Annotated in this window: 31 protein-coding genes; 20 read left to right on the plus strand and 11 right to left on the minus strand. The window is 70.0% G+C overall.

Going from position 1 to position 22,525, the window contains the following annotated elements:
• Positions 1–352 precede the first annotated feature (352 nt).
• Positions 353–763: a hypothetical protein gene (locus QQK22_RS07490; RefSeq protein ID WP_284250361.1), complete on the plus strand. Its 411-nt coding sequence runs from the start codon at positions 353–355 to the stop codon at positions 761–763.
• Between the two features lie 140 nt (positions 764–903).
• Here the strand turns inward: QQK22_RS07490 and QQK22_RS07495 are convergent, their stop codons facing one another.
• The 5 genes from QQK22_RS07495 to QQK22_RS07515 all read right to left on the minus strand — a co-directional run bounded on the left by QQK22_RS07495 (position 904) and on the right by QQK22_RS07515 (position 4,846).
• Positions 904–2,028, minus strand: coding sequence for a tyrosine-type recombinase/integrase (locus tag QQK22_RS07495; protein ID WP_284250362.1), 1,125 nt, complete (start codon positions 2,026–2,028; stop codon positions 904–906).
• Positions 2,029–2,219: 191 nt separating this feature from the next.
• The gene (locus QQK22_RS07500) at positions 2,220–2,636 is read right to left on the minus strand and encodes an ImmA/IrrE family metallo-endopeptidase (protein ID WP_284250363.1); all 417 of its coding nucleotides are present in this window, start codon (positions 2,634–2,636) and stop codon (positions 2,220–2,222) included.
• A gap of 28 nt (positions 2,637–2,664) precedes the next feature.
• The gene (locus QQK22_RS07505; protein ID WP_284250364.1) at positions 2,665–2,925 is read right to left on the minus strand and encodes a hypothetical protein; all 261 of its coding nucleotides are present in this window, start codon (positions 2,923–2,925) and stop codon (positions 2,665–2,667) included.
• A 674-nt stretch (positions 2,926–3,599) separates the two neighbouring features.
• Entirely contained in the window at positions 3,600–4,073 is a 474-nt protein-coding gene (locus QQK22_RS07510; RefSeq protein WP_284250365.1) for a DUF6932 family protein, read from the minus strand.
• 92 nt (positions 4,074–4,165) lie between these two features.
• On the minus strand, positions 4,166–4,846 hold the full coding sequence (locus QQK22_RS07515; RefSeq protein ID WP_284250367.1) for a hypothetical protein: 681 nt from the start codon (positions 4,844–4,846) through the stop codon (positions 4,166–4,168).
• Between the two features lie 217 nt (positions 4,847–5,063).
• Here QQK22_RS07515 and QQK22_RS07520 point away from each other — a divergent pair, with 217 nt between their 5' ends.
• From QQK22_RS07520 to QQK22_RS07555, 8 genes are all read left to right on the plus strand, one after another.
• Complete coding sequence (locus tag QQK22_RS07520; protein WP_284250368.1) at positions 5,064–5,339, plus strand: helix-turn-helix transcriptional regulator; 276 nt, start codon at positions 5,064–5,066, stop codon at positions 5,337–5,339.
• 88 nt (positions 5,340–5,427) lie between these two features.
• On the plus strand, positions 5,428–5,640 hold the full coding sequence (locus QQK22_RS07525) for a helix-turn-helix domain-containing protein (RefSeq protein ID WP_284250369.1): 213 nt from the start codon (positions 5,428–5,430) through the stop codon (positions 5,638–5,640).
• An 80-nt stretch (positions 5,641–5,720) separates the two neighbouring features.
• Positions 5,721–5,924, plus strand: coding sequence for a hypothetical protein (locus QQK22_RS07530; protein ID WP_284250370.1), 204 nt, complete (start codon positions 5,721–5,723; stop codon positions 5,922–5,924).
• On the plus strand, positions 5,924–6,400 hold the full coding sequence (locus QQK22_RS07535; RefSeq protein ID WP_284250371.1) for a hypothetical protein: 477 nt from the start codon (positions 5,924–5,926) through the stop codon (positions 6,398–6,400). Before QQK22_RS07530 ends, QQK22_RS07535 begins: the two co-directional genes overlap by 1 nt.
• The gene (locus QQK22_RS07540) at positions 6,388–6,543 is read left to right on the plus strand and encodes a hypothetical protein (RefSeq protein WP_284250372.1); all 156 of its coding nucleotides are present in this window, start codon (positions 6,388–6,390) and stop codon (positions 6,541–6,543) included. Before QQK22_RS07535 ends, QQK22_RS07540 begins: the two co-directional genes overlap by 13 nt.
• Positions 6,536–6,889 carry a hypothetical protein gene (locus QQK22_RS07545; protein WP_284250373.1) on the plus strand — a complete coding sequence of 118 codons (354 nt, stop codon included), beginning with the start codon at positions 6,536–6,538 and terminating at the stop codon, positions 6,887–6,889. Before QQK22_RS07540 ends, QQK22_RS07545 begins: the two co-directional genes overlap by 8 nt.
• Positions 6,889–7,791 (plus strand): hypothetical protein, encoded by a 903-nt coding sequence (locus QQK22_RS07550; protein ID WP_284250374.1) that lies wholly within the window; start codon positions 6,889–6,891, stop codon positions 7,789–7,791. Before QQK22_RS07545 ends, QQK22_RS07550 begins: the two co-directional genes overlap by 1 nt.
• Entirely contained in the window at positions 7,761–8,435 is a 675-nt protein-coding gene (locus tag QQK22_RS07555; protein ID WP_284250375.1) for a hypothetical protein, read from the plus strand. The genes QQK22_RS07550 and QQK22_RS07555 overlap by 31 nt, the downstream gene beginning before the upstream one ends.
• Positions 8,436–8,569: 134 nt before the next feature.
• Here the strand turns inward: QQK22_RS07555 and QQK22_RS07560 are convergent, their stop codons facing one another.
• The 4 genes from QQK22_RS07560 to QQK22_RS07575 all read right to left on the minus strand — a co-directional run bounded on the left by QQK22_RS07560 (position 8,570) and on the right by QQK22_RS07575 (position 11,125).
• Complete coding sequence (locus QQK22_RS07560) at positions 8,570–8,791, minus strand: hypothetical protein (RefSeq protein ID WP_284250376.1); 222 nt, start codon at positions 8,789–8,791, stop codon at positions 8,570–8,572.
• 211 nt (positions 8,792–9,002) lie between these two features.
• A complete protein-coding gene (locus tag QQK22_RS07565; protein WP_284250377.1) occupies positions 9,003–9,449 on the minus strand; it encodes a hypothetical protein in 447 nt (148 codons plus the stop codon).
• A gap of 3 nt (positions 9,450–9,452) precedes the next feature.
• Positions 9,453–10,355, minus strand: a complete 903-nt coding sequence (locus tag QQK22_RS07570; RefSeq protein ID WP_284252619.1) for a YDG/SRA domain-containing protein — start codon at positions 10,353–10,355, stop codon at positions 9,453–9,455.
• Positions 10,355–11,125, minus strand: a complete 771-nt coding sequence (locus QQK22_RS07575) for a hypothetical protein (RefSeq protein WP_284250378.1) — start codon at positions 11,123–11,125, stop codon at positions 10,355–10,357. The genes QQK22_RS07570 and QQK22_RS07575 overlap by 1 nt, the downstream gene beginning before the upstream one ends.
• A gap of 63 nt (positions 11,126–11,188) precedes the next feature.
• Here QQK22_RS07575 and QQK22_RS07580 point away from each other — a divergent pair, with 63 nt between their 5' ends.
• The gene (locus tag QQK22_RS07580; protein ID WP_284250379.1) at positions 11,189–11,986 is read left to right on the plus strand and encodes a DNA-methyltransferase; all 798 of its coding nucleotides are present in this window, start codon (positions 11,189–11,191) and stop codon (positions 11,984–11,986) included.
• On the plus strand, positions 11,983–12,519 hold the full coding sequence (locus QQK22_RS07585) for a bifunctional DNA primase/polymerase (protein WP_284250380.1): 537 nt from the start codon (positions 11,983–11,985) through the stop codon (positions 12,517–12,519). Before QQK22_RS07580 ends, QQK22_RS07585 begins: the two co-directional genes overlap by 4 nt.
• Positions 12,520–12,985: 466 nt before the next feature.
• Here QQK22_RS07585 and QQK22_RS18680 read toward each other — a convergent pair whose 3' ends face one another.
• Positions 12,986–13,279, minus strand: coding sequence for a hypothetical protein (locus tag QQK22_RS18680; RefSeq protein WP_348525534.1), 294 nt, complete (start codon positions 13,277–13,279; stop codon positions 12,986–12,988).
• Positions 13,280–13,336: 57 nt separating this feature from the next.
• Between QQK22_RS18680 and QQK22_RS07590 the strand changes: the two genes are divergently transcribed.
• Positions 13,337–14,437 carry an AAA family ATPase gene (locus tag QQK22_RS07590; protein ID WP_348525535.1) on the plus strand — a complete coding sequence of 367 codons (1,101 nt, stop codon included), beginning with the start codon at positions 13,337–13,339 and terminating at the stop codon, positions 14,435–14,437.
• A complete protein-coding gene (locus QQK22_RS07595) occupies positions 14,434–15,552 on the plus strand; it encodes a crossover junction endodeoxyribonuclease RuvC (RefSeq protein WP_284250381.1) in 1,119 nt (372 codons plus the stop codon). Before QQK22_RS07590 ends, QQK22_RS07595 begins: the two co-directional genes overlap by 4 nt.
• A gap of 32 nt (positions 15,553–15,584) precedes the next feature.
• Here the strand turns inward: QQK22_RS07595 and QQK22_RS07600 are convergent, their stop codons facing one another.
• The gene (locus QQK22_RS07600; RefSeq protein WP_284250382.1) at positions 15,585–16,295 is read right to left on the minus strand and encodes a DUF8453 domain-containing protein; all 711 of its coding nucleotides are present in this window, start codon (positions 16,293–16,295) and stop codon (positions 15,585–15,587) included.
• A 46-nt stretch (positions 16,296–16,341) separates the two neighbouring features.
• On the opposite strand from QQK22_RS07600, the gene QQK22_RS07605 reads away from it, so the two are divergent.
• The 7 genes from QQK22_RS07605 (at position 16,342) to QQK22_RS07635 (ending at position 22,500) form a co-directional block, all read left to right on the plus strand.
• Positions 16,342–17,295, plus strand: coding sequence for a hypothetical protein (locus QQK22_RS07605; RefSeq protein ID WP_284250383.1), 954 nt, complete (start codon positions 16,342–16,344; stop codon positions 17,293–17,295).
• Between the two features lie 114 nt (positions 17,296–17,409).
• On the plus strand, positions 17,410–17,928 hold the full coding sequence (locus tag QQK22_RS07610) for a hypothetical protein (protein WP_284250384.1): 519 nt from the start codon (positions 17,410–17,412) through the stop codon (positions 17,926–17,928).
• A gap of 25 nt (positions 17,929–17,953) precedes the next feature.
• Positions 17,954–18,457 carry a hypothetical protein gene (locus QQK22_RS07615; protein ID WP_284250385.1) on the plus strand — a complete coding sequence of 168 codons (504 nt, stop codon included), beginning with the start codon at positions 17,954–17,956 and terminating at the stop codon, positions 18,455–18,457.
• Entirely contained in the window at positions 18,454–19,692 is a 1,239-nt protein-coding gene (locus QQK22_RS07620) for a PBSX family phage terminase large subunit (RefSeq protein WP_284250386.1), read from the plus strand. Before QQK22_RS07615 ends, QQK22_RS07620 begins: the two co-directional genes overlap by 4 nt.
• A gap of 17 nt (positions 19,693–19,709) precedes the next feature.
• The gene (locus QQK22_RS07625; protein WP_284250387.1) at positions 19,710–20,816 is read left to right on the plus strand and encodes a hypothetical protein; all 1,107 of its coding nucleotides are present in this window, start codon (positions 19,710–19,712) and stop codon (positions 20,814–20,816) included.
• The gene (locus tag QQK22_RS07630) at positions 20,813–21,298 is read left to right on the plus strand and encodes a hypothetical protein (protein WP_284250388.1); all 486 of its coding nucleotides are present in this window, start codon (positions 20,813–20,815) and stop codon (positions 21,296–21,298) included. The genes QQK22_RS07625 and QQK22_RS07630 overlap by 4 nt, the downstream gene beginning before the upstream one ends.
• Before the next feature lie 125 nt (positions 21,299–21,423).
• Positions 21,424–22,500 (plus strand): phage minor capsid protein, encoded by a 1,077-nt coding sequence (locus tag QQK22_RS07635; RefSeq protein ID WP_284250389.1) that lies wholly within the window; start codon positions 21,424–21,426, stop codon positions 22,498–22,500.
• Positions 22,501–22,525 lie beyond the last annotated feature (25 nt).

The following is a 22,525-nucleotide window of genomic DNA, read 5'->3' on the forward strand; positions in this document are numbered from 1 at the left end:
ATCCCCTCCAGCTCGATGTCAGCGATTGGACGTGACAGCAATGACCCGCCGCCCAACCGAGCGATGGGCCGCTCTCGCCGCGCTAGGCCTGGTGCTCACCGCATGCGCACAGCCTGGCGCGTCGCAGCCCGCGCCGACGCAGTCCGAGATCCCCGCGCCAGAGACCCCGTCCCCGACGTCACCCTCACCGACTGACGAGCCGTCATCCGACCCCGAAGTCGGGACCGAGGTCGACGAGCAGGGGGGCCAGATCATCCCCGACGCACTGTGGGACGATCCATTCCCGCCGGCACCCGGCGCAGACGTCGTCGCGAGCGGAGCGACCGTCAAGCAGATCGGCGACGAGGTCTTCATGTCCTACCGGGACACCGACGAGGGCCTTCGACTGACGCTCCGAGACGCCTACTTCGACGCGGACGGCTGCAACCACGAAGCGCGCTACCCATCAGAGCGGGGCACCTACCTGTTCCTCGACCTCGCCATCGAGCTCTCGGCAGGCGCACCCGACGACCAGGTCTGGTTCTTCGAGCCCTGGCGGTGGCGGACGAGCGTCGAACGGGATGACCAGCTCGACCCCACTCCGGTCGAGTGGACCGAAGGGACGATGTACTGCACCCAGCGCGGCGACGGCATTGTCACCGCGACGACACCCGGCCAGAGCACCGAAGGCCTGCTTGTCCTGGACGTCACCGGGAACGAGAAGTGGGTGACCTACGCACCCGACAACGGCCCCCTCTGGACGTGGGAGATCCCCCAGGACTGATCCGCGATGCTTGGTCATCCCCCCACGCCGCACCGTTGTCAGCGGCTTCACTCGTTCGGCGGATGAGCCGGCCGATACGCCAGGCATCTGCCCCCGACCCTCTGACCTGCGACGACGCTGCGCTGTTCGCTCCCTGTTCGCTACGAGCTCCGCGTCGCGAGCACCAGGCCGTCCGTCGCGTCCCGCATCCGCTCATCATCATCCGGCCACAGGTGCGCGTACGTCTGCAGCGTCTCCGTCGCGTCCTTGTGCCCCAGCCGGTGGGCGACCGCCACCGGTGACGCCCCGCCCGCGATCAGCAATGAGGCGTGGAAGTGCCGAAGGTCGTGCCACCCCGAGGACTCCACCCCCGCGCGCTTTGCCGCCTCCCGCCAGATCGTCCACGCCCCCGACGACACCACCGCACCGCCACGGCGCGACCGGAATACCAGCCCCTCCCCCGGCTCCCCCAACGCCGCCACCGTCGCCGGCCCGATCGCCACGTTCCGCACGCTCGAGATCGTCTTCGGCGGCCCCCACGACGGCGCCATCGACGTCGAGGCCCGCAGCAGCTGACGATCCACCCGCACCACCGCTCCCCCGTCCGCAACCGGCCGCACACGGTCCCACGTGAGCCCACGCATCTCCGAGCTCCGCATCCCCGACGCCGCCCCGAGCACGAACATGCCGCGGTGCTCGGCGCCCGCGGAATCGGTCAGGGCCTGGACCTGGGCGACGGTGAGCGGGACGACGAGCTCGTGGGCGACGGTGGGCAGGTTGATCCGGGTGCACGGCGTCGTGGCGATGCGGCGCTCGTCGACGGCGAGCTGGCAGATCCCGGCGAGGTAGACGTAGGCGACGCGGACGGTGGACGGGGCGAGGTCACGCGTCCACTTCGTGATGGTGGCCTGGACGGTGGCGCGCGAGATCTCGTCCCAGCGGTAGCCGGTGAACGCGGGCAGGATCGTGCGGTCCAGGCGCCGGCGGATGACCTGCAGGGTCGAGGCGCGCTGGTGGACCTGTTCGGCGTACCAGCGCTCGGCGACGTCGACGAACGTCGCGCGCGCGGAGGCTGGGGAGACGTAGGTGCCGGCGCGCTGCTCGTGACCGACCTGCTCGAGGTGTGCGACGGCGGCGTCCTTGGTGTCGAACGTCTTGGATCGGCGGGCGCCGCCGGCTTCGACCCACGAGGCGAGCCAGCGTCGCCCGGAGCCGTGGCGGGGGCCCTTGATGCGTCCGCGCCCGCTGGGGTTGGGGATGGTCCAGAGGTCCTTGACGTGCGCCACGGGATCAACCTCCTTCGGGTGATGCGCTCGGATCAGCGGCTACGGGCTGATGGCCCATGACACATGCGGGTGAAGCGTTGTCGCAGATCGTGACGGGTATGACGCGAACCGTTCCCTTATCAGGCTCCACGCACGCACACACGCGCCCGTGACGGTCAACGCGGAGACGTGTCATACGTGTCATGCCCCCGTCAGTGCGTGGCCTCGTCGAGTTCGCGAGCCCGACGCACGAGCGCCGCCCGCTCGACCTCGCTCAGGGTGTCGATGCGGTCCCGGAGCACGTCGACCGTCACCCACAACTCGTCGGCTGCCTCGTCCCAGTCCTCAGTCCACGCGAGAGCATCCAGGAGCGCCGGGAGTTCGATGAGGCGCCGCGAAGCTTCCTCGCGCACTTCGGACTCGACCGCCGGCGCACACCCCGTGGTGTGTCCACGCTCGAGGTGCACGGTCTCGTGCGTCAGCGTGACCCTGCGCTCGACCTGCAGCTGATCCGGGTGGATCCGGATGAGGTCGACCCCGTTCGTCTCCCCCACCCGCCCGTGCATCCGCACCCACTCGAGCGTGACGTGCGGCAACCCGCGCAGGAAGCGCCAGGGGTGGTGGGTCATGCAGCGACCGTACGGTCCCCCACCGACATCACTCCGGGAACGAGCCCTCCACGGCCTCGAAGAGATCCGGAATCTTGTCGAGTGCGACTAGGGAGTACGACCGGCTGATCCCACGACCAGTGCGGGTGAACGCTTCAGCCATCATGAGCTTGGCCTCGAACTTGTCAGCTTGATCGCCCTGCTCCGCGTGCAAGGCGGCAACGGTCGCGCGCAAGGACGCCGGGACGTACACGTCGATCGCTCCCCCTTCTCCTGAATGAAGCGGAGCGTGGAGTTCGACCATCGCCACCCGTCGAGCGTCCCGGACGTCATAACGGACTTGGTGGACTTCGGCTGGCGCCTCACCGCATCGACCATTCGGTCGGCGGCGTGGGTCGTCAGACTCGTCACCCGCGTCTCGCCGTCACGATCGGTCAGAGTGCCGGAGACGGTCCATCCGCGCTCCGCGATCGTCTGACCCAGACTCTTAAGGGCGTCACGGGCGGCCAAGCTGTAGGAGGTAACGGCGCCATCGAGAGCATCGTCACCCGCGACAGCGAGGTCGAACGTCTCAGCCAGGCGCTCCATCCCCGCCCCCAGAGATAGGCCGACTGCGGTCTCGAGTCAGCGGGCCGCTCGTCTTCCTGTTCAACGAACACGACGCGAACCGATCCTGGCGACGGAGCAAGAACGTTCAGATCGCCGTGCAACCGAAGAGCATCGCCACCCGATCTTGCGAGCTCGCGGACCGCCTTGGCAACGCGTTGGAGAAACTCCCCCAATGCGGAGGCCGATGTCTCGTGGCCTGAATCGCTTTTTGCGTCCTCGATGTGGAGGTCAAGCTGGGCTCGCTCGCCGAGCTGCAGAGTCCGAAGGGTCGACTGAAGCTCGGGCACTTGCGAGGCGGATGCCGCAAGGCCGCGCCGACGGAGCTGATCGAGGAAGTTGCTTCCCGACGACGCCGACCAGGCATCGCGCAGCAGATCACTGGTGCTCATCGGGCATCACCTCCAGAAATCCCTTTGATCGGCTGTAGTCACGGTTCCCGTCGGCACCTCTCACCTGCGACCACAGGTCGTACCAGTAGGCACCATCTTCCTTCAAGCCCCCTGGCATCGGGAACGCGTCGACCAGGCCGGACATCGGCTGTACTCGGGGTGGCCCCGTGTCAGTGAAGAGATCGAAGAGGACGGGGCCCGCGGCTTCGTAGTCGGCCGGAGGGGCGATGACGCATACGTCAATGTCGTCCGGAGGCGCCCACGCCTTGTGCGTCGCGAAGCCACCGTTGATCCAGTAGCGGACGCTTGGTAGGTAGCGACCGATCAGCGAACGGTAGACCGAGAACGCCTCCCAGAGCACCTTCCGCTCGTGCACGAACGGTGCGCGGTAGACGAACGTCTCCTCGACCTCCGCCAGGGTTGCGCGGTGCCTGCCGATCCTCAGCAGGTCACCCTCCATCAAGGACATCAAGCGCGGTTCGGGTTCCGGTGGAGACGGAGCACGCACCAATCTCACCGGTTGACGACGCGCCACCCGGAACGAATCGTCCATCAATCCGCCACCGACTCAGAGTCATCCTGTCGCAGCGCGTCGGCGTCCTGTGCTGCGCGGAGCTGCTGCAGGCGGGTCGGGCCGGTCTTGGCGTAGGCGGCGAGGCCGACGTCGTCCCGGGTGGTTCCCTGGTGGTTCCCGGTGGTTCCGGGGTCACCCTGTTGGGTGGTTCCCGCCGGTGCGCCCCCCGTAGGGGCACCGGAACCACTCACCGCGTCGGAATCGCCTCGGGTGGTTCCGGGTCGGGAACCACCCGCCGTCGTGCTCGTGGCCGGCTCCTCGCCGGCCACCGTTCTGGGGGCGGAACGGTCTGCATCGCTCCCCACCTCCTCGCGCTCTGCTTCCACCAGCGCCCGAAGTACCTCGATCACGGCGCGGCGGGACCGCGGCGACAGGTAGTCCACTCCCGGTGGGAGCTCGTCGGAGAACGGCGGTCCGGGCACGGGGACTCCCGCCGCTGCGAACGCGTCCTCTTCGGAGACCTCAGCGAGCCATGCGACGGCGCGGATCGTCTCGGGGCTCGGGGCGAACTTGTACGTCCCGGCGGCGAGGTGGTTCAGCGTCGTGTGCGTGACCTTGAGGCCAGCTCTGCCGGCGAGGTCCGCGAGCCGGCGGCCGGAGACCTTGCGGGTCTCGAGCGCCTGGCGGACCAGCGTCTGCAGCGTCTGAGGTTCGTTCACGGCGACGACCATGCCCTTTGCGTTGTCAGTGGTTGAAGCGGCGCTCGGCGCGTGGATGACAAGTGCCGAGCACATCTTGGCAGGTCGGATCGCGGTCGTCCCAGTTGTCGGCTTGACAAGTAGTGCCGTGTGGTGGATTCTTTACTTGTCAACCGGACGATTGGAGAGCATGATGAAGACCCGACAGCGACCGCCCCGAGTCCGCAAGGAGGTCTGGATGAAGGTCAAGGACCCCGGTCAGATCCGCCGTTGGCGCAAGCAGCGCCACTTCTCGCAGCGCGATCTCGCCTTCCTCACCCGCCGATCGCAGGCTGCGATCTGGCAGATCGAGAACGGCAAGCTCCGCACCCTCGAGGAGGACTTCGCTCTCGCCATCGCCGCGCGCCTCGACGTCCCGTGGGAGGACCTCTTCGAGGCCCATGAGGTCGTCTCCATCGCCACTGTGACAAACGGTGTCTCCACCACGCGGCACGCAGCGGCGGCGGTGGCCTGATGTGGGGTCGTCTCGCGGACGCCGCCGGCCTCGGCGCGCTCCTCGCGCTCGGCGCGCTCATGGGCTACGTCGTCTCGGCGTGGGTCCTGTGACCACCCCCGCCGCGGCGCTGCCGCTCGTCCCGCTCCTAAGCGTCGACGCCGTCGCCGACCTGCTCGGCGAGTCCGCCTGGACCGTCCGCCTCCTCATCCGCAGGGGCGACCTCGACGCCCACCGCGTCGGCCGCGGGACCCGCGGGAAGTACCGCGTCCACCCCGACGCCGTCCGCGCGTTCCTCAACGAGCGCGCCACCGGGCACTAACGCCCCACCCTCAGAAACAGCGAAGGCCGGCCCCCGCGCCAACGAGAAGCCGACCTTCACCGACAGAAAGCAGCGTACCGATGACCACCACGCTCCCCCGCAAGCACCGCCGCATCACCGACGGCCTCGCCGTCCCGATGGGTCCCCTGCGGGCCCTGGACGACGCCGACGGCGTCAACGACGCCCCCACCGGCCGCCACCGCACCAAGCCGAAGATCATCACCCTCATCCGGCGTGCGACGCAGCTGCGCTCCGCCGCCGCCTCGACGCTGGACGCCGCCTGATGCCCGCGCCCGCCACCGGCGCCGCGCACCGGCTCCGCCTCGCCGCCGCGATGCGCGAAGGCCTCGGCACCGTGAAGCCGCAGCCCGGCCGCCGCCTCGACGCTGGACGCCGCCTGATGCCCGCGCCCGCCACCGGCGCCGCGCACCGGCTCCGCCTCGCCGCCGCGATGCGCGAAGGCCTCGGCACCGTGAAGCCGCAGCCCGGCCGCCGCGTCGCCGCCCAGCTCATCGCCGCCATCCGCGGCACCCGCACCCCCAGCACCCGCGGCGCCGACGTGTTCGACGCCGCCGCCAATGCCGCCGCCCACCTCGCCTGCCAGTACCTCCGTGCCGGCGACCACGACGGCGCCCGCAAGTACGCCGACGCCGAGCAGCTCCTCACCGACTGGGCCTCCCGCGCCCGCACCCGCCGCCTCGCCCGGATCAGCCGCGACCTCGCCACCGCCGGCGCCGCCCTCACCGGATGGGCCGCCTGATGGGCGCCGACGGCTGGGACGACTTCGACGAGGACCTCTGGCAGCGCCAGCGCGACGACGCCCTCACCCCCGACGACATGCCCGACCACCTCGCGCAGCTCGAAGAGCACGCCGACCAGATCAAGGAGAACGCCCGTGCCTGACTACACCCCCGACCAGCTCGAGGCCCTCGCCCACGAGAAAGCCGACATCGAGAAGCACCTCGCCGGCCTCGGCGACCGCCTCACCGAGATCGACGCCATCTTCAAGGGCCTCGGCGAGGGCGCCCACGCCGCCGGCATCTTCAAGGTCAAGGTCACCACACCCAAGCCGTCCATGCTCGTGAAGCCCGCCCTCGTCCAGACCCACTACCCCTTCGCCGACCACCCGACCCTCTACAAGGTCCAGCCCGACACGGCCAAGATCAACGCCGCCATCGAGCTCGGCGTCGTCGACCCCGAGCTCGTCAAGACCCCCTCGCGCCCGTCGACGAAGGTCGAGGTCGTCTGATGAACGCGTTGGCGGTCCTACCGCCGCTGCGGCAGTCCTACGAGGGCGGGACCGCGGCCGACACCCACCGCGACCTCCGCGCACTCCTCGAGGACGCGATCGTCAACGCGCCCCGCTCCCTGCAGCGCACCATCGGCCCCTCCGAGATCGGGACCGACTGCGAGCACTGCCTCGCGGCCAAGATCGCCGGCTGGGAGCAGACCCGCGAGGGCGTCGCGTGGCTCCCGTTCGTCGGCACCGCGGTCCACGCCGAGCACGAGCGCCTCGTCATCGAGCACGAGAACCGGCGCACCTGCGGGAACACCACCGGCTCACGCCGCTACCTCGTCGAGGAGCGCGTCAACGTCGGCACCATCGGCGGCGTCGAGATCTCCGGCTCGTGCGACCTGTTCGACATCGCCACCGGCACCACCGTGGATTGGAAGATCACGGGAGCGACCACGCTCCGCAGCGCCCGCTCCGGCCCCAGCCCCGTCTACCGCGTCCAGGCCCACCTCTACGGGCGCGGACTCGCCGCCGCCGGCCACACCGTCAAGCACGTCTCCATCGTCTACCTCCCCCGCAACAGCGCGGGCGGCTGGGCCGACGCCGTCCTGTGGTCCGAGCCCTACCAGGAGCAGATCGCTCTCGACGCTCTCGCCCGCGCCGACCGGCTCCACACGAACATGACCGCCCTGCAGGCCGGCCTCGGCGACCAGGCACGAGACGCGTGGATCAGCTCCCTGCCCCGCGCCGCCGGCTGCTACTCCTGCGCCCGCTACCCCGACTTCCCCACCCCCGCTGCCGACGCGACGCTCGGCGGCCTCCTGACCCCGCCCACACGGGCGGGACCACCAGATAGCAACCCCCCAACCCCCGAAGGAGCACCACCATGTCCACCCCCACCGCGAACAGCATCCTGATGTCGGGCGGCGGCTCGTACGCCTCGTTCAAGAGCCACGGCGACACGATCACCGGCACGATCCTCGACGTCGGCGAGCCGTACCACGTCCGCGAGTACAACCAGACGACCCAGCGGTCCGACGGCCCGCCGAAGTACACCAAGGCCGGCAAGCCCGTCTACGCCTTCCACCTCACCCTGTCGACGGACGAGCGCAAGCCCGAGGACCCCGACGACGACGGCACCCGCGTCGTGGACGTGAACTCCTGGCGGATGCAGGACGCGCTGCGCAACGCGATCCGCGCCACGGGCGCCCAGGGCCTCGAGGTCGGCGCCCGGGTCACGGTGAGCTACACGCACGACGAGGTCCCGGGTGACCCGCGCTCGGGGAAGAACTTCACCGCGCAGTACGTGCGGCCGACGAACGTCGCCCTCATGGGCGACGACCAGCAGTCGCCCGCGACGGCGCCGCAGCAGCCCGCCCCGCAGGCACCCGCCCAGCAGCAGGCCCCCGCCGCGCCGGCCGCGCCCGCGGCGCCGTCGGGTGAGGACAAGGCCACCAAGGTCCGTCAGCTCGCGGCCCTCGGGATGGACGCCGCCGCGATCGCGCCCCAGGTCGGGCTCGACGTCGACGTCGTCCAGATGTTCCTCAACCAGGCCGCCTAACGCGGCCAGCCCGTCCAGCAGACCCCCGGGTGCGAGTCCCGGGCGGGCACCGGAACGCACACCAACTGACCCGAAAGCGAGGCCCCACCGTGGACTCCACCGTCTCCCCGCCCGCGACCTCCTCGCCGACGGCGTCACCGTCGCTCGGGGAAGTCTCTCCGCTCGCTTCGAAGCATGACGGCGTAGATGACCCCAGCCACCAGCCAGCCGAGCGCGAACAGGCCGAAGCGCCACCCGCTCCCAGCGATCCACGAGTAGAGCGACAGGCCGAAGAAGAGCGCCGCCAGGACCAGACCCGCGGTCCACAACGTCGTCCGCTTGAAGCCGCCGATGCGGCGAGGGAAGTCGGTGGTCATGGATCGAGCCTGCCGCACGGCAGCCGACGACGCCCGTCGGACCGGCAGCTGGAGATGACCTCGTTAGCTACGAGCAGACCCCCACCGGCTGGATCACCACCTGCACCCGCTGCGGATGGGAGCAGCACCACCGCTTCCTCAACGCCGCCACCGCCGCCCACCACCGACACACCGCCGACCACGCCAGGAAGGACCGCCGACCATGATGACCTCACTGCCTGGCGGCCAGTTCTCGCTCGACTGCGGCGCGGTAGCGGGAGTACTGCTCCGCCAGCGGTCGCGTCTCGAGACGCTTGATCTCGATCGGGTAGGCCAAGGTAACCGGATTCTCGCCCCGGCCCACGATGTGCTCCGACCATCGCGTATCGAACCAGGGTCGTCGCGAGAACTGCTGCACAGACAGGTCAGCGAAGATTTCGCCCTGCACGATCCAATCGTGCCCCGGGAGACCGTCCCGGTTGTAGTGGTTGACGAGCGTCCATGTACCGAGGCCGGCGTCTCGCATGATCTCTCCGGCTATGGCCGAGATCCAAGAGCACGCCGCACCCGGGAAAGTAATGTCGTCGTCCCTCTCCGCCGCCGCAGTTGCAGCGTCGACTACCTCGCGGCCGATGGTATCGATCCGGTGGAGGTAGGAATCCTCTACTCCGAGAATCACCGGTTATGCCCCTCGCCTGACACCCGCGAAGTGTTCCCGGTGGTACGCAAAATGCTCTTCTCGCACAGTGTGGCCAGCCCGCACGGTGAGCTCGCCGAGCACGAACCCATCATGCGAGCGGACGATCTTGCCATCTGCGACGTACAACGCCCCCTTGTCGAACAGGACGTGATCGTTCGGGCAGAGGCACAGCACGTTGTCGACCGTATCCGGCCCATCATTGGGGGACCCCAGCGCGCGCACGTGAGCTCCCTCGGAGTAAGCGCCGGCCGCGGTCTCGAGCACGATGCCACAGAACTGGCAGCGACCGCCGTAGAGGTCTTTTACCCACTGCGTGACCGCGCTGTTCCGCACTATCCGCTGCTGCGTGGACTCGCGGCGTTGTGCCGAAGCGTCACTCGGATCGGCTACCGCGGCGATCGAGGAGCCCGGTGCGCCTTCGCGTTCGAGCACAAAGCGCCAGATCAACGGACCGTCGACGCTCGCCTCCTGCCAGTGTCGGACGACAACGTAGAGGCCGTCGTAGCGGTATCCGGTGGTCGGCGAGAGCTTAGGGTCACCGCCGGCCCCTCGGATGACACGGACAGGCAACCCACGCTCCTCCGAGAGAGCAAGAGCAAGATTCCCTCGCGTCAGCTCCTGGTCGGCCACCTGCCGGCGTCCGACGTTGCCGCCCTGACCGGTGTACAGAATCCAATCGCCATGATCCTCGTCATCGCGATACCCGCCCGACACTACGATCGCGTCGGCGCCCTCCGCGTAGCTGCCCGAGATTCCGCCCATCTCATGGCGGTGAAGTCCTGCAAGGCGGACCGCCTGCCGACTCGGGAAGTGCGAACCAGCTGCGTGCGGCGCGATGCCGCCAAAGACACTCCTGGCTACCCGACCGCCAGAAACTCCCGCCATCACTTATCCGCCTTTCGCGATCTCGCCGCCGCCGCCTTAACGCTGATCATCGCTTCAGCACTCTCCCGACCTCCGTCGTCACGATGCCAGGCAACTCCGAAAGCGGATATCTCGGCCGTAATTTTTCCTAATTTCTCGCGATCTGTTGGGTTTTCTAAGAAGGCTTGCATTAGGTCGGCTAGAAGGTCGCTGACGTCGTTGGCAAACCGGTCATTCTCGCGACGGAGGTGCAGACACCAAAGCTCCCAGGCCTCAAACATCTGGGAGCTCGCAGACATAGCCTCTTGGTCGACGACGTCCAAATCGCGTAGATGTCTCGCGGCGCTCACCACCTTCGCCCATGCCGCATGGACCCGTTCCTGCCTCGCCGTCTCACGTCCGGCTGCGATTTGCCGGGAAAAGTCCAGCCGCTGTTTCTCAAATCTCGCATCGTCGATCCCGCGTTGTCGGAACAGGACGAACATAGCCGCTGCGAAGGAACCTGCAGCCCCGAGGAGAGCGCCGACCCACCCCTGCCAAGCAACCTCTTCTTTAAGTGCTTCTCGCGTCATCTCGGTTGACAACTCTTGTATCAGCAGGGTGGCGAGCATGCCACCTGCGAAAGCCGAGAGCAGTACGAGCCATCCCGGCAACCTTGTCAAGTCCGGGTTCCATGGTCGGTCCATGTCGACGACCGTACTAGCCCTTTCCGACTGGCCGGTCCGTTCGTGAGGCGCGTCCGCACCGTCGCGAACAACGGCCACACCCAGTGGCTCGTCGTCCCCGACCACGCCGACCTCGACACCGCCTACACCCGACCCCGTCGTCGCAGCCCGAAGGAAGGAACTCACCTCGTGGTGACCCGCCGCTACCAAGACGAGTACTCCACCCTCTGGCAGGGTGACGCACTCGCCGTCCTCCGCGACCTCGCACCCGCCAGCGTCGACGCCCTCATCACCGACCCGCCCTACTCCTCCGGCGGCATGATCCGCGGCGACCGAATGGTTGGCACCGGCCGGAAGTACATCAATAGCGACAGCTCCAACCAGGCGATCGCCGACTTCACCGGTGACAGCCGCGATCAGCGCGCCTACGCCTACTGGTGCTCCCTCTGGCTCTCCGAGTGCCTCCGCATCGTGAAGCCTGGCGGCATCGCCGTCCTGTTCACCGACTGGCGTCAGCTCCCCGCCACAACCGATGCCCTGCAGGCCGGCGGCTGGGTCTGGCGCGGCATCGTCCCTTGGTACAAGCCCACCGCGCGACCAATGCCCGGACGATTCACCGCGGCCTGCGAGTACGTGGTGTGGGGCTCGAACGGTCCGCTCCCCGTCGCGTTCGACGGCTCCATGAAGACCTTCCCCGGTTTCTACCAGGCGAGCGCTCCGCGCGATCGCGAGCACCAGACGCAGAAGCCTCTCGATGTGATGCGTTCGCTCGTCAAAATCGCCCCCGAGGGCTCGATCGTGCTCGACCCGTTCATGGGAAGCGGAACGACCGGCGTTGCCGCCATGAACGAGGGCCGACGATTCGTCGGGTCCGAACTCGTAGAAGAGCACCTGCAGGTCGCCGAGCGACGGATCCGCGCGGCCGCCGGACTCAACGTCGACCACGGCGACCAGGACTCCCTCGACCTCGAGGGGCTCCGCGCGTGACCACCCCGAACCCAATCCTCGACACCGCGCTCGAGCTCCACGACGCCGGCTACAGCGTCCTCCCCATCCGCGCCGACGGCACCAAGTCACCCGCCGTCGCGTGGAAGCCCTACACGCAGCAGCGCGCCACCCTCGCCCAGGTGCACGCCTGGTTCGACCAGCCCGGCTACGACCTCGCCGTCGTTCAGGGCGCCGTCTCCGGCGGCGCGGAGTTGACCGAGCTGGAGGGGCGCGCGGTCAGTGAGCTCGCCACCCTCCGCGCTCTCGCTGTCGACACCGGCCTCGGCGACCTCTGGTCCCGCATCGTCACCGGCTGGACCGAAACCTCCCCGTCGGGCGGCTTCCACTTCCACGCCAGGCTCGACGGCGCCCCCGTCCCCGGGAACACCAAACTCGCGAAGGCCGAAGACCGCCTCGTGCTCGCCGAGACTCGCGGCGAGGGGGCTACGTCGTCGTCGCCCCCTCCACCCACCACGACACCGGCCGCCCCTGGATGCGCCTGTCCGGCGGCCCCACCACCGCCGCGCTCCTGACCGTCGACGAGCGCGAAGCGCTCCACGCCCTCATCGCCACCCTCGACCGCACACCCGCCCGTACCGCGCCCGAGCGACCAGCCGGCCCCGCCCGCGTCCACGACGGCCTCACCCCCGGCGACGACTACGAGAACCGGGTCGACTGGGCTGACATCCTCGGCCCGCACGGCTGGGGCCACGTCCTCACCCGCGGTTCGACCCGGTACTGGCGGCGACCAGGCAAGAACACCGGCTTCTCCGCCACCACCGGCCACGCCGAGGACCGCGACCGCCTCTACGTCTTCACGTCCTCCACCGTGTTCGAGCAGGAGGTGCCCTACACCAAGCTCGGCGCCCTCGCCGTCCTCGAGCACGACGGCGACCACTCCGCCGCCGCCCGCCAGCTCGCACGAGACGGCTACGGCGAACAGCGCGACCTCCTCCACCCCACCAGCGACCTCGCCGGCCTCCTCCTCAACCCGCCCCCTCACCCGCCCAGCTCCTCGCCAACACCCCCGAACAGCACCAGCAGCCGACCGCCACCCTCCCCGAACCCGCCAACGACGACGACAGCGAGGACGAGGAGCCGACGCCGTCGTGGACCCCCATCGACCTCGGCCCCTACCTCGACGGCACCTACACCGCCCCCACCCCCACACTCCTCGCCCGCACCGACGGACAGGCCCTCCTCTACCCCGGCCTCGTCCACGACTTCCACGGCGAATCCGAATCCGGCAAGAGCCTCGTCGTCCAGGCCGAATGCGCCGCCCAGCTGCAGCACGACGAGGACGTCGCCTACGTCGACTTCGAATCCGACGCCGGGCAGGTCGTCGCCCGCATGATCGCGTTCGGCGCCACCCCCACCCAAATCCGCACCCACCTCACCTACATCCGCCCCGAGTCCTCCCCCTACGCCTTCACCGAAGCCCCCGCCTGGAAGAACCTCCTCGCCCGCACCTTCACCGTCGTCGTCCTCGACGGCGTCACCGACGCACTCGGCCAGTTCGGAGCCGGCACCAAGGAGAACGACGACATCGCCACCTGGCACCGCGCCGTCCCACGCCTCCTCGCCACCCGCACCCGAGCCGCCGTCGTCCTCATCGACCACGTCGTCAAGAACGGCGACACCCGCGGACGGTTCGCCCTCGGCGGCCAAGCCAAGATGGCCGCCATCGACGGCGCCTCCTACGTCGTCGAAGTCACCGAACCCATCGGCAAGGGCCTGCGCGGCACCGTCACCCTCCGCATCGCGAAGGACCGACCAGGCAGCATCCGCCCCCACTGCGGCACCTGGCGACCAACCGACCGCACCCAAGAAGCCACCCGCATCACCATCGACTCCACCACCGACGACGGCCTTATCCGGTTCACCGCCGAGCCACCCGCCACCAACGTCGGCGACAGCCCCGACGGCGACGGCCGCCCCTGGAAGCCCACCGGGATCATGGAGAAGCTCTCCCGCCTCCTCGAGGCATCCCGCGAGCCCGTCAGCCAGAACAAGCTCCTCACGATGTACCAGGCGGACGGTGGCCGCGGCCGCAAGCAGAACACCCTCGACGCCATCAACCTCCTCGTCGACGGCGGCCACGTCACCGAATCAACCGGCCCCAACCGCTCCCGTCTCCTGCGCTCGAGCAGCGTCTACCGCCAGCGCACCGACCCCGAAGCCGACGGGTACGAGCCCCCGCTGCACGGCCTCATCACCCCGTCCGAGGAGCCCACCACACAGGTGGTTCCCGGTGGTTCCCAGGTGGTTCCCGGAACCACTTCCCGGGTGGTTCCCACCGGTGCGCCCCCCGTAGGGGCACCGGAACCACCTAACGCCTCCGGAACAGCCCCGGTGGTTCCCGACCGGGAACCACCCAGACAGCGACTCCAGATGGACTACCGCACCGGCCAGATGTTCGACATCGCCACCGGCGAGCTGGTGGACACATGAGCCCCCTCCACCCCGCCGCGGCCACACCCACCCAGGCCAGCCTCTTCCCCGCACCCACCCCCGCCCCTGACGTCGACACCAGCCGCATCCCCACCCGCCTCTACCACGGCCGCCCCGGCGACGCCGCAGCACGCACCTGCCCACGCTGCGGCACCTGGGTCATCACCACCGCCCTCACCACCCACGCCGACCTCGACCCCCACCCCCTCCCCACCCCCCAGCTCGAACTCGCCGCACTCCTCCTCGGACGTCGCACCTACACCCTCCACGGCGGCCCACCCCGCTTCGAAGTCAGCCTCCGCGCATGGCCCACACCCGACTGCACCGCCACCTACTGCACCGACTGCCCCGGCTTCCACGCCACCACCATCCGCCCCGCCAACACCACCACCGTCCTCGCCACCCACCACTGCGGCACCCCACCCCTCACCCACAACCCCATCCCCCTCCACCCACCCCCACCCCCAACTTCGACGGCCCACCCCCTTCTGACAGGAGCACCCGTGAACACCCAGCGACCACCCCGCATCGTCGGCATCGACCCGAGCCTCACCTCCACCGGCATCGCCGTCGTCGACACCGTCCGCGGCATCACCACCCACCGCGTTCGGTCCAAGGGTGCGAAGGACGCCACCCTCGCCGAACGTGCACGCCGCCTGCGTCACCTGGCCGACGACGTCATCACGATCACCACCGCCGGCATCACCGCCCTCGTCGTCATCGAGTCCCCCGCCTACTCCAACTCACTCGGCTCCATGCACGACCGCTCCGGCCTCTGGTGGCTCCTCGTCAACGAGCTCCGCTCCCAGGGCATCCCCGTCCTCGAGGTCCCGCCCACCACGCGAGCGAAGTACGCCACCGGCCGCGGCAACGCCGGCAAGGACGAAGTACTCGCCGCCGTCATCCGCCGCCACCCCGACGTCGACGTCACCGGCAACGACATCGCCGACGCCCTCACCCTCGCCGCGATCGGCGCACGCCTCACCGGCTACCACCTCGAGGCCACTATCCCGGCCGCATGCTCGACGTCGCTGACCAAGCTCCGACTCCCCACCGCGAACGACGGCGCGAACGTTCGGGATTCCGTTCGCGCGCGTGGGGTGGTGTCGGCATGAACGCGGCGGTGGCCTCGGTGTCGCGGCTGGGGCTACTCCGCCCCGCCGAACCCGAAGCGTCGCGTAATCCGCTTCCACGCCTCATACGCGGAAGTCGCATCGCGGGCGTCGGCTTCGTCCTGGTTACTCACCCGGTGAGCGATTTTCGCCACGTGCTTTAGGGAGGCATCGATGCTGTCTGCCGCCGACGCGATCTGGTCGAGTCGCCCTTCCACGGAGTCGGTGCTCTTGACGTACGTGTGCTTGCCGTAGACGGCTGCCTTGAGCTCGAACTCGCTCTCGTACTTCGAACGCCGAAGGATCAGGCTTGGGTACCCGTTGTAGACCACACTGACGCGCAAATCTTCTGGCAGATCAGTGTTCTCCGGGTCATCGGCGTCGTAGTGAACGGCGTTCGTCAGCTCCTGCCCTGGGCCAAGCACCGGGATGGGTTCGGAGTACCGGTCACGAACAAACGCGCGCACCGGTTGCCCCGCACCAACGACGGCGATCGACGGATCGAAGGTGAGTCGGACGTTCCGGGCCGCGGTGACCCCGACGTTTCTCACTACGAACAGGAGCGCGTCGTGGCCCGCAGGAGGGATCCGGTACTCAACGATGACGTCGGGACGCGACCGTTCTCGCGAATCCCTCGCCGCCGAGAAGAGGGCCCAGACCGCTGCTACAGCCGCAGAGGCGCCGGCGATCGCCCCAACTGCGTTCCAGTCGAGCGCCCACGCGCTGATTTCCTGAACGTTTCCCATCGCACGAATGTATCGACGCAACGACTCGCGAGCGCAAGGAGCCGTCATGTTTGAGCACGAGCACGAGCACGTCTACGCCGCGGTGGCGACGTTCGACGACGTCGCGGGGCCGCGGTCCTGGTCGCCGTGCACGGTGTGTGGTGTCGAGCCGGTGCTGTGCGCGGTCTGCTCCGCGCCGACGCCCACCAGCGTCCCGATCCACGACGGCTGCCTCGCGACTGAGCGTGAGGTGCTCGACGAGATCGCCCGCATCGTCGCCGCGTGGCCGGAGCCGATCCGAGAGATCCTGACCGCGGTCGCCTACGACATCAGCGGCGTCACGTCCGTGGACGACAAGGCGCGGCTGCCGTTCGGGCTCGACGCCGTCACCGACGACTGGTTCCACCACGCCGCCGGTGTCCGCACCACCGGCGGCGCGCTGGAGCTCCTTGAGGAGTGGCGGCGCGCGTGGGTCGACGCCGGCGCCGGCGGTCACAGCGTCGACGACCCGCACGACGTCGTCGCCTACCTCCGCTCCCGCCTCGTCTGGGCCGCCACCAACCCGACCCGGTCCGGCTTCACCGACTACCGCACCGAGGCCCGCACCGTCCGCGCCCGCCTCCGCACCCTCCACGGCGACGGCACCGAGACCGTCGGCGGCGCCCGCTGCCTCGCATGCGACGGCCCCCTCGCGCACGTGCGAGCCGTCGGCGTCCTCGACGACCTCGCCACCTGCCAGCGCTGCAGCCTCGCCTACGACGTCGCCGCAACCGCCCGCACCCTGCGCGCCCGGATCGCGACGTCGCCGGACCAGGCGCCCGATGCGTTGGTGACCGAGCCCGAGGCGCGCCGGATCTTCGCCGAGCTCGCGCCGGCCACCATCCGGAAGTGGGTCCAGCGCGGCCGACTCCACGCCGCCGGCAGCAGGTCAGGGTCGGCCACGTACCGGGTCGGCGACATCGCGGTCCTCGCGCGGCCGCGACACGCCGCCACGACCAGCGCGGACGTGGTTGCGACCTGACCGCGCGAGTGTCACACTTGGGCCGTGTTCGGCGTGCGCAGAAGCCTTCTGACTGTCGCTGCCGTCACGGCCCTCGTGGCATTCACCGCGTGCACCGGCGAGCCCGACCAGTCAGTGACCGAGACCGTCACCGCCCAGCCGACCGAGAGCCCCACCGGCAGCGCCGACGGGACCACCCTCACGATGGCACCCGTCGTCGCTCCCGAGACGCTCCCGCTCGAGCTCGGCGAGCAGCTCGTGATCCGCGATGACAGCGGCACGACAGTCGCGACCATGACGGTCAACGCGATCGACGAGAACCCCACCTGTCGCCCGAGCACCGATTCTCAGATCCCCGGATTCGGGAAGTACATCCAGGTCACAATCGGCGCTACCGCCCGTGCCGAGTGGGACGTCTTCACGCACGGCCCCCTCCGCGTCGGCGACGGGATGTTCGCCGGACGCGTTGACGGCCGCCTGCCGTTCAGCGCCATCAGCACGGCGTACCAATGCTTCGGCGACGAGATCATCTCCCTGCAGCCCGGTGAGTCCTGGGCCGGCCCGATCATCGTCGACGTCCCCAACGAGACGACGTCGATCACGATCCGGCCCTGGCGCGACAGCGAGGCTCGCTGGGAAATCCAGATCCCCTGACGGACTCGGGGGCAGGTGACCCACGATGCCTGCCGCACGCACCTGGACCGCCGACGACGACGCCACCCTCACCGCGCTCCACGACGACGGCGCCACCCTCACCGCCGCCGCCCGCCAGATGGGACGCGGCAAGGCCACCGTCTCCAAGCACGCCGCCCGCCTCGGCCTCACCTGGGACCGCACCGCCACCGCCGCTGCCACCGAAGCCAAGGTGCTCGACGCCAAGGGTCGCCGCGCGCAGCTCCAGCTCGACCTCCTCGCCGACGCCGAACGCCTGCGCGAGCAGCTGTGGGAGCCCACCGTCGCGTTCAACTTCGGCGGCAAGGACAACACCTACGCCGAGACTCGCCTCGACCAGCCGACGTTCGCCGACAAGCTCAAGATCGTCCAGGCCACCGGCATCGCGATCGACCGCTCCCTCAAGCTCGACCTCCACGACTCCGCCGCCGGAGCCACCGCCGTCGTCGGCCTCCTCCAGCAGACCGCCGCCGCCCTCGGCATCACCGACCACGACGACACCCAGCCGTGACCCTCTCCACCAAGCAGCTCGCATCCGTCCGCGACGCCACCGGCACCGTCAACCTCTGGCACGGCTCCATCCGCGCCGGCAAGACCATCGGGTCTCTCATCCGCTGGTCCCTGTTCGTCGCCAACGCCCCCACCGGTGGCGAGCTCGTCATGGTCGGACGTACCCGCGACGCCGTCTGGCGCAACGTCATTGGCCCCCTCCAGGACCCCGCCATCACCGGCGCGGCGGCCGCGTACGTCGTCGGGAACTACGGCGCCCCGACCGTCACGATGTTCGGCCGCCGCGTCCACGTCCTCGGCGCGTCCGACGCGAAGGCCGAGCTCGTCATCCGCGGCATGACCGTCGCCGGCGTCTACGTCGACGAGGTCACCACGCTCCCCGAGCAGTTCTTCACCCAGCTCCTCGGCCGCATGAGCGTCCGCGGCGCGAAGATGTTCGGGACGACGAACCCCGACAACCCCGCCCACTGGCTCAAGCGGAAGTTCATCGACCGCGGCCCCGACCTGCCGCACTGGCGCGTCTTCCACTTCACGATGGACGACAACCCCTCGCTCACCCGCGAGTACGTCGAACAGAAGAAGCTCGAGTTCACCGGCCTCTGGTACCGCCGCTTCATCCTGGGCGAGTGGGTCGCGGCCGAGGGCGCCATCTACGCAGGCTGGAACCCCGCACGCCACGTCATCCGCGCCGCCGACCTCCCGGCGATGATCGAGCTCATCAGCGTCGGCGTCGACCACGGCATGACGAACCCGTCCGCGGGGCTGCTGATCGGGCTCGGCGAGGACCGTCGCCTCTACACCGTGGACGAGTGGTGGCTCGACGCCTCCACCATCCCCGGCGGCGTCACCGTCGCCACCCAGTCCACGCACCTGCGCGCATGGCTCAACGGCCGCCGCGTCCGTCACGTCGTCGTCGACCCCGCCGCCGCCGCCCTCCGGGTGCAGCTGTCCCAGGACGGCGTCACCGGCCTGGTGAACGCGGACAACGACGTCGCCTACGGCATCCCGCTCGTCGCATCCCTCCTCGGCCAGGGGCACCTCGTCGTGTCCGACGCGTGCACGAACCTGATCCGCGAGATCCCCGGCTACTCCTGGGACCCGAAGAAGACCGAGAAGGGCGAGGACGCGCCGATCAAGGTCGCCGACCACGCCCTCGACGCGTGGCGGTACGGCCTCGTGACCACCGAACGACTCTGGCGACCCGCGCTCGCCCCACCCGCAGCCCTCGCCGCCTGACCCCGAAGGGAGTCCCTGTGCCGCTCCCCGACGCCAAGACCGCCTGGCCCCCGAAGCCGTTCGACTCCGCCTTCCAGACCATGCGCGAGTGGGACGCCTGGTACGTCGGCGACCCCGGCACGCTCCAGTCCACCTACGCCAACGGCAGTCGTCCCCGCACCCGCCCGTCGCAGCACCGCGGCGGCGTCGTCGGCGCGATGTCCCGGTTCTTCTGGGGCCGCCCCATCCCCGACGGCCAGGACCGCACCCGCCTGCACATCCCCGTCGCCGCCGACCTCGCCACCACCAGCGCCGACCTCCTGTTCTCCGAGCCGCCCCGCCTCGTCCTGCCCGGCGACACGAAGGACACCACGCGGCGGCCGGCGCAGGAGCGGCTCGAGCAGATCTTCAACACCCCGGAGAACCATTCCGGCCTCCTCGAAGCCGCCGAGCTCGCAGCAGCCCTCGGCGGCACGTACCTGCGCGTCGTGTGGGACACCGCGTCCGAGCAGCAGATGCCGTTCCTGACAGCGGTGCACGCCGACGGCGCGATCCCCACCTGGAAGTGGGGCCGCCTCGATTCCGTCGTCTTCTGGACCGTCGTCGGACGCGACGGCCAGTCCGTCGTGCGGCACCTGGAGTCGCACGAGGGCGGACGCATTCTCCACGGCCTCTACCGCGGCACCGACGACAGCCTCGGCACGCGCCTCGACCTGCGCGACCACCCGTCCACCGAGTGGGCCGCGACCCTCGTCAACGGCGAGGACGCGATCGTGACCGGCGTGCCCGGCCTGACCGCCGCCTACGTCCCCAACGTGCGCCCCTCCCGCCAGTGGCGCACGTCGCCGGAGCTGTCCCCGCTGGGCCGGTCCGATTTCGACGGGATCGAGGGCCTGTTCGACGCGCTCGACGAGACGTACTCCTCGTGGATGCGCGACGTCCGCCTGGCCAAGGCGCGCCTCATCGTCGACCAGAACGCCTTCACCCCCTCGGCGAGGGGCGTGGCGCGACGTTCGACGTCGACCAGGAGCTCTTCACCGCGGTCCCCGGCATCGCCGGCTCGCTCAAGGACGGGTCGATCGCGCAGGCCGAGCAGTTCGAGATCCGCACCGCCGATCACCGCGACACCAGCATCGAGATCGTGAAGGCGATCCTGCGCGCGGCCGGCTACTCACCGCAGACGTTCGGGGACGACGCCATGTCGATCTCGTCCACCGCGACCGAGGTCAAGGCCCGCGAGCGGCTCTCGGAGCGGACGCGGGACAAGAAGGCCCGCTACTGGGCGGCGGCCCTGTCCCCGCTCGCGCGGACGATGCTCGACATCGACGCCGTCGTGTTCCGCGGCAAGGGCGCCGGCGTGGAGGTGCCCGAGACGCGGTTCCCGCCGAAGGTCCAGGAGGACACGCTCGAGCTCGCGCAGACCGCCCTCGCGCTGCGCAACGCGGAGGCGGCGAGCATCGAGCAGCGTGTCCGCCTGGTCCACCCGGAGTGGGACGGTGACACCGTCAACGCAGAGGTCGGCCGCATCAAGGCCGAGACGAGCCTGGCGGACCCGGCCACGTTCCGCCCCGGTGTCGACGACGTCGGGGGCTGCCTCCGGGCCAGGCCAACGACGCCGGCATCCTGATCCGGTCGACCGCGACGCCCGAGTCGGCCCAGGAGGCCATCCGGACGGGCGACATCGGCAAGGTGAGGTGGACGGGTGAGCGCCCGGTCACTTCGCGGCCCGCGGACGAGAAGTAGCCTCGGGGGATGCCTGGTGGCCCCGAGTACGGTGCGCGCCTCGCCGCCCAGGTGGTGGACCTGGTGGTGGAGGCCGAGCTCGTCATGCTCCGCCGCGTCCGCGACGCGCTCGCGCAGGGCCTCGAGGCGCCGGCGTGGGCTGAGGCGAAGCTGCTGGAGCTGCAGCGGCTCCGACGGGCGCTCACGGCGGACCTCGCCGCGCTGGACGCGTCGGTCGTTGCGACGGTCGAGGAGGTCGTCGGCCGGGCGTACACGACCGGGACCGCCCTCGCGGTCGGTGACCTCGACGACGTCCGGGTCCGGCCGTCGTTGCCGCCGGCGCAGTTCGCCGCCGTGCAGCGGATCGCTGCCGACGTTCTCGCCGTCGCCCGCGGGGCCGCGCCTGTAGCGCTGCGTTCGGTCGCGGACGCCTACCAGGCCGTCGTCGCCGAAGTGTCAGCGACCGTCCTGACCGGCGCCGCGACGCGTGTCGATGCTGCGCAGTCCGCGCTCGACCGGCTGCTCGGCGACGGCGTCACCGGCTTCCGCGACAGCGCGGGCCGGAACTGGCGTCTGGAGTCCTACCTCGAGGTGGCCGTCCGGACCGGTACCGGGCGCGCTGCCGTGCAAGGCCACCTGGACACGCTCGCCGCGTCCGGCCAGGACCTCGTCTACGTCATCCCGGGCCCGCGCGCCTGTCCCGACTGTGACCAGTGGTCGGGGCGGGTCCTGTCGATCAGCGGGGCGACCGGTGACGCGATCGCCGACGGCCGCCGGGTCGGGGTGACGTCGCTCGACGTCGCGCGCGGGTCGGGGCACCTGTTCGGTCCGAACTGCCGCTGCAGCACGGGGCTGTACCTGCCCGGTGTGACGACCCCGAACACCGAGCGGCCGGACCCGGCCGGGTACGAGGCCGGGCAGGAGCAGCGTCGGCTCGAGCGTGGAGTGCGGGCGTGGAAGCGTCGAGAGGTGCTGGCGCTCACGCCGGAGGCGAAGCGTGCCGCTCAGGCTCGGGTGCGTGAGTGGCAGGGCCGGGTGCGCGAGCACACGGCTGCGCATGACCTGAAGCGGCTCCCCCGGCGTGAGCGGATCACCGGCGCGATCTAGTCGTCGTACCCCTCCCAACGGATAC

The organism is Litorihabitans aurantiacus (genome assembly GCF_030161595.1).
Classification (GTDB): domain Bacteria; phylum Actinomycetota; class Actinomycetes; order Actinomycetales; family Beutenbergiaceae; genus Litorihabitans; species Litorihabitans aurantiacus.

Bases quoted from the DNA above. Each gene is read 5' to 3' on its own strand.
- QQK22_RS07605 (WP_284250383.1), top strand. From the start codon at position 16,342: ATGTTTGAGCACGAGCACGAGCACGTCTACGCCGCGGTGGCGACGTTC.
- QQK22_RS07490 (WP_284250361.1), top strand. From the start codon at position 353: ATGTCCTACCGGGACACCGACGAGGGCCTTCGACTGACGCTCCGAGAC.
- QQK22_RS07510 (WP_284250365.1), bottom strand. From the start codon at position 4,073: ATGGAGGGTGACCTGCTGAGGATCGGCAGGCACCGCGCAACCCTGGCG.
- QQK22_RS07560 (WP_284250376.1), bottom strand. From the start codon at position 8,791: ATGACCACCGACTTCCCTCGCCGCATCGGCGGCTTCAAGCGGACGACG.
- QQK22_RS07570 (WP_284252619.1), bottom strand. From the start codon at position 10,355: ATGGCGGGAGTTTCTGGCGGTCGGGTAGCCAGGAGTGTCTTTGGCGGC.
- QQK22_RS07550 (WP_284250374.1), top strand. From the start codon at position 6,889: ATGAACGCGTTGGCGGTCCTACCGCCGCTGCGGCAGTCCTACGAGGGC.
- QQK22_RS07540 (WP_284250372.1), top strand. From the start codon at position 6,388: ATGGGCCGCCTGATGGGCGCCGACGGCTGGGACGACTTCGACGAGGAC.
- QQK22_RS07535 (WP_284250371.1), top strand. From the start codon at position 5,924: ATGCCCGCGCCCGCCACCGGCGCCGCGCACCGGCTCCGCCTCGCCGCC.
- QQK22_RS07520 (WP_284250368.1), top strand. From the start codon at position 5,064: ATGAAGGTCAAGGACCCCGGTCAGATCCGCCGTTGGCGCAAGCAGCGC.
- QQK22_RS07600 (WP_284250382.1), bottom strand. From the start codon at position 16,295: ATGGGAAACGTTCAGGAAATCAGCGCGTGGGCGCTCGACTGGAACGCA.
- QQK22_RS07555 (WP_284250375.1), top strand. From the start codon at position 7,761: ATGTCCACCCCCACCGCGAACAGCATCCTGATGTCGGGCGGCGGCTCG.
- QQK22_RS07590 (WP_348525535.1), top strand. From the start codon at position 13,337: ATGATCGCGTTCGGCGCCACCCCCACCCAAATCCGCACCCACCTCACC.
- QQK22_RS07530 (WP_284250370.1), top strand. From the start codon at position 5,721: ATGACCACCACGCTCCCCCGCAAGCACCGCCGCATCACCGACGGCCTC.
- QQK22_RS07595 (WP_284250381.1), top strand. From the start codon at position 14,434: ATGAGCCCCCTCCACCCCGCCGCGGCCACACCCACCCAGGCCAGCCTC.
- QQK22_RS07615 (WP_284250385.1), top strand. From the start codon at position 17,954: ATGCCTGCCGCACGCACCTGGACCGCCGACGACGACGCCACCCTCACC.
- QQK22_RS07635 (WP_284250389.1), top strand. From the start codon at position 21,424: ATGCCTGGTGGCCCCGAGTACGGTGCGCGCCTCGCCGCCCAGGTGGTG.
- QQK22_RS07500 (WP_284250363.1), bottom strand. From the start codon at position 2,636: ATGACCCACCACCCCTGGCGCTTCCTGCGCGGGTTGCCGCACGTCACG.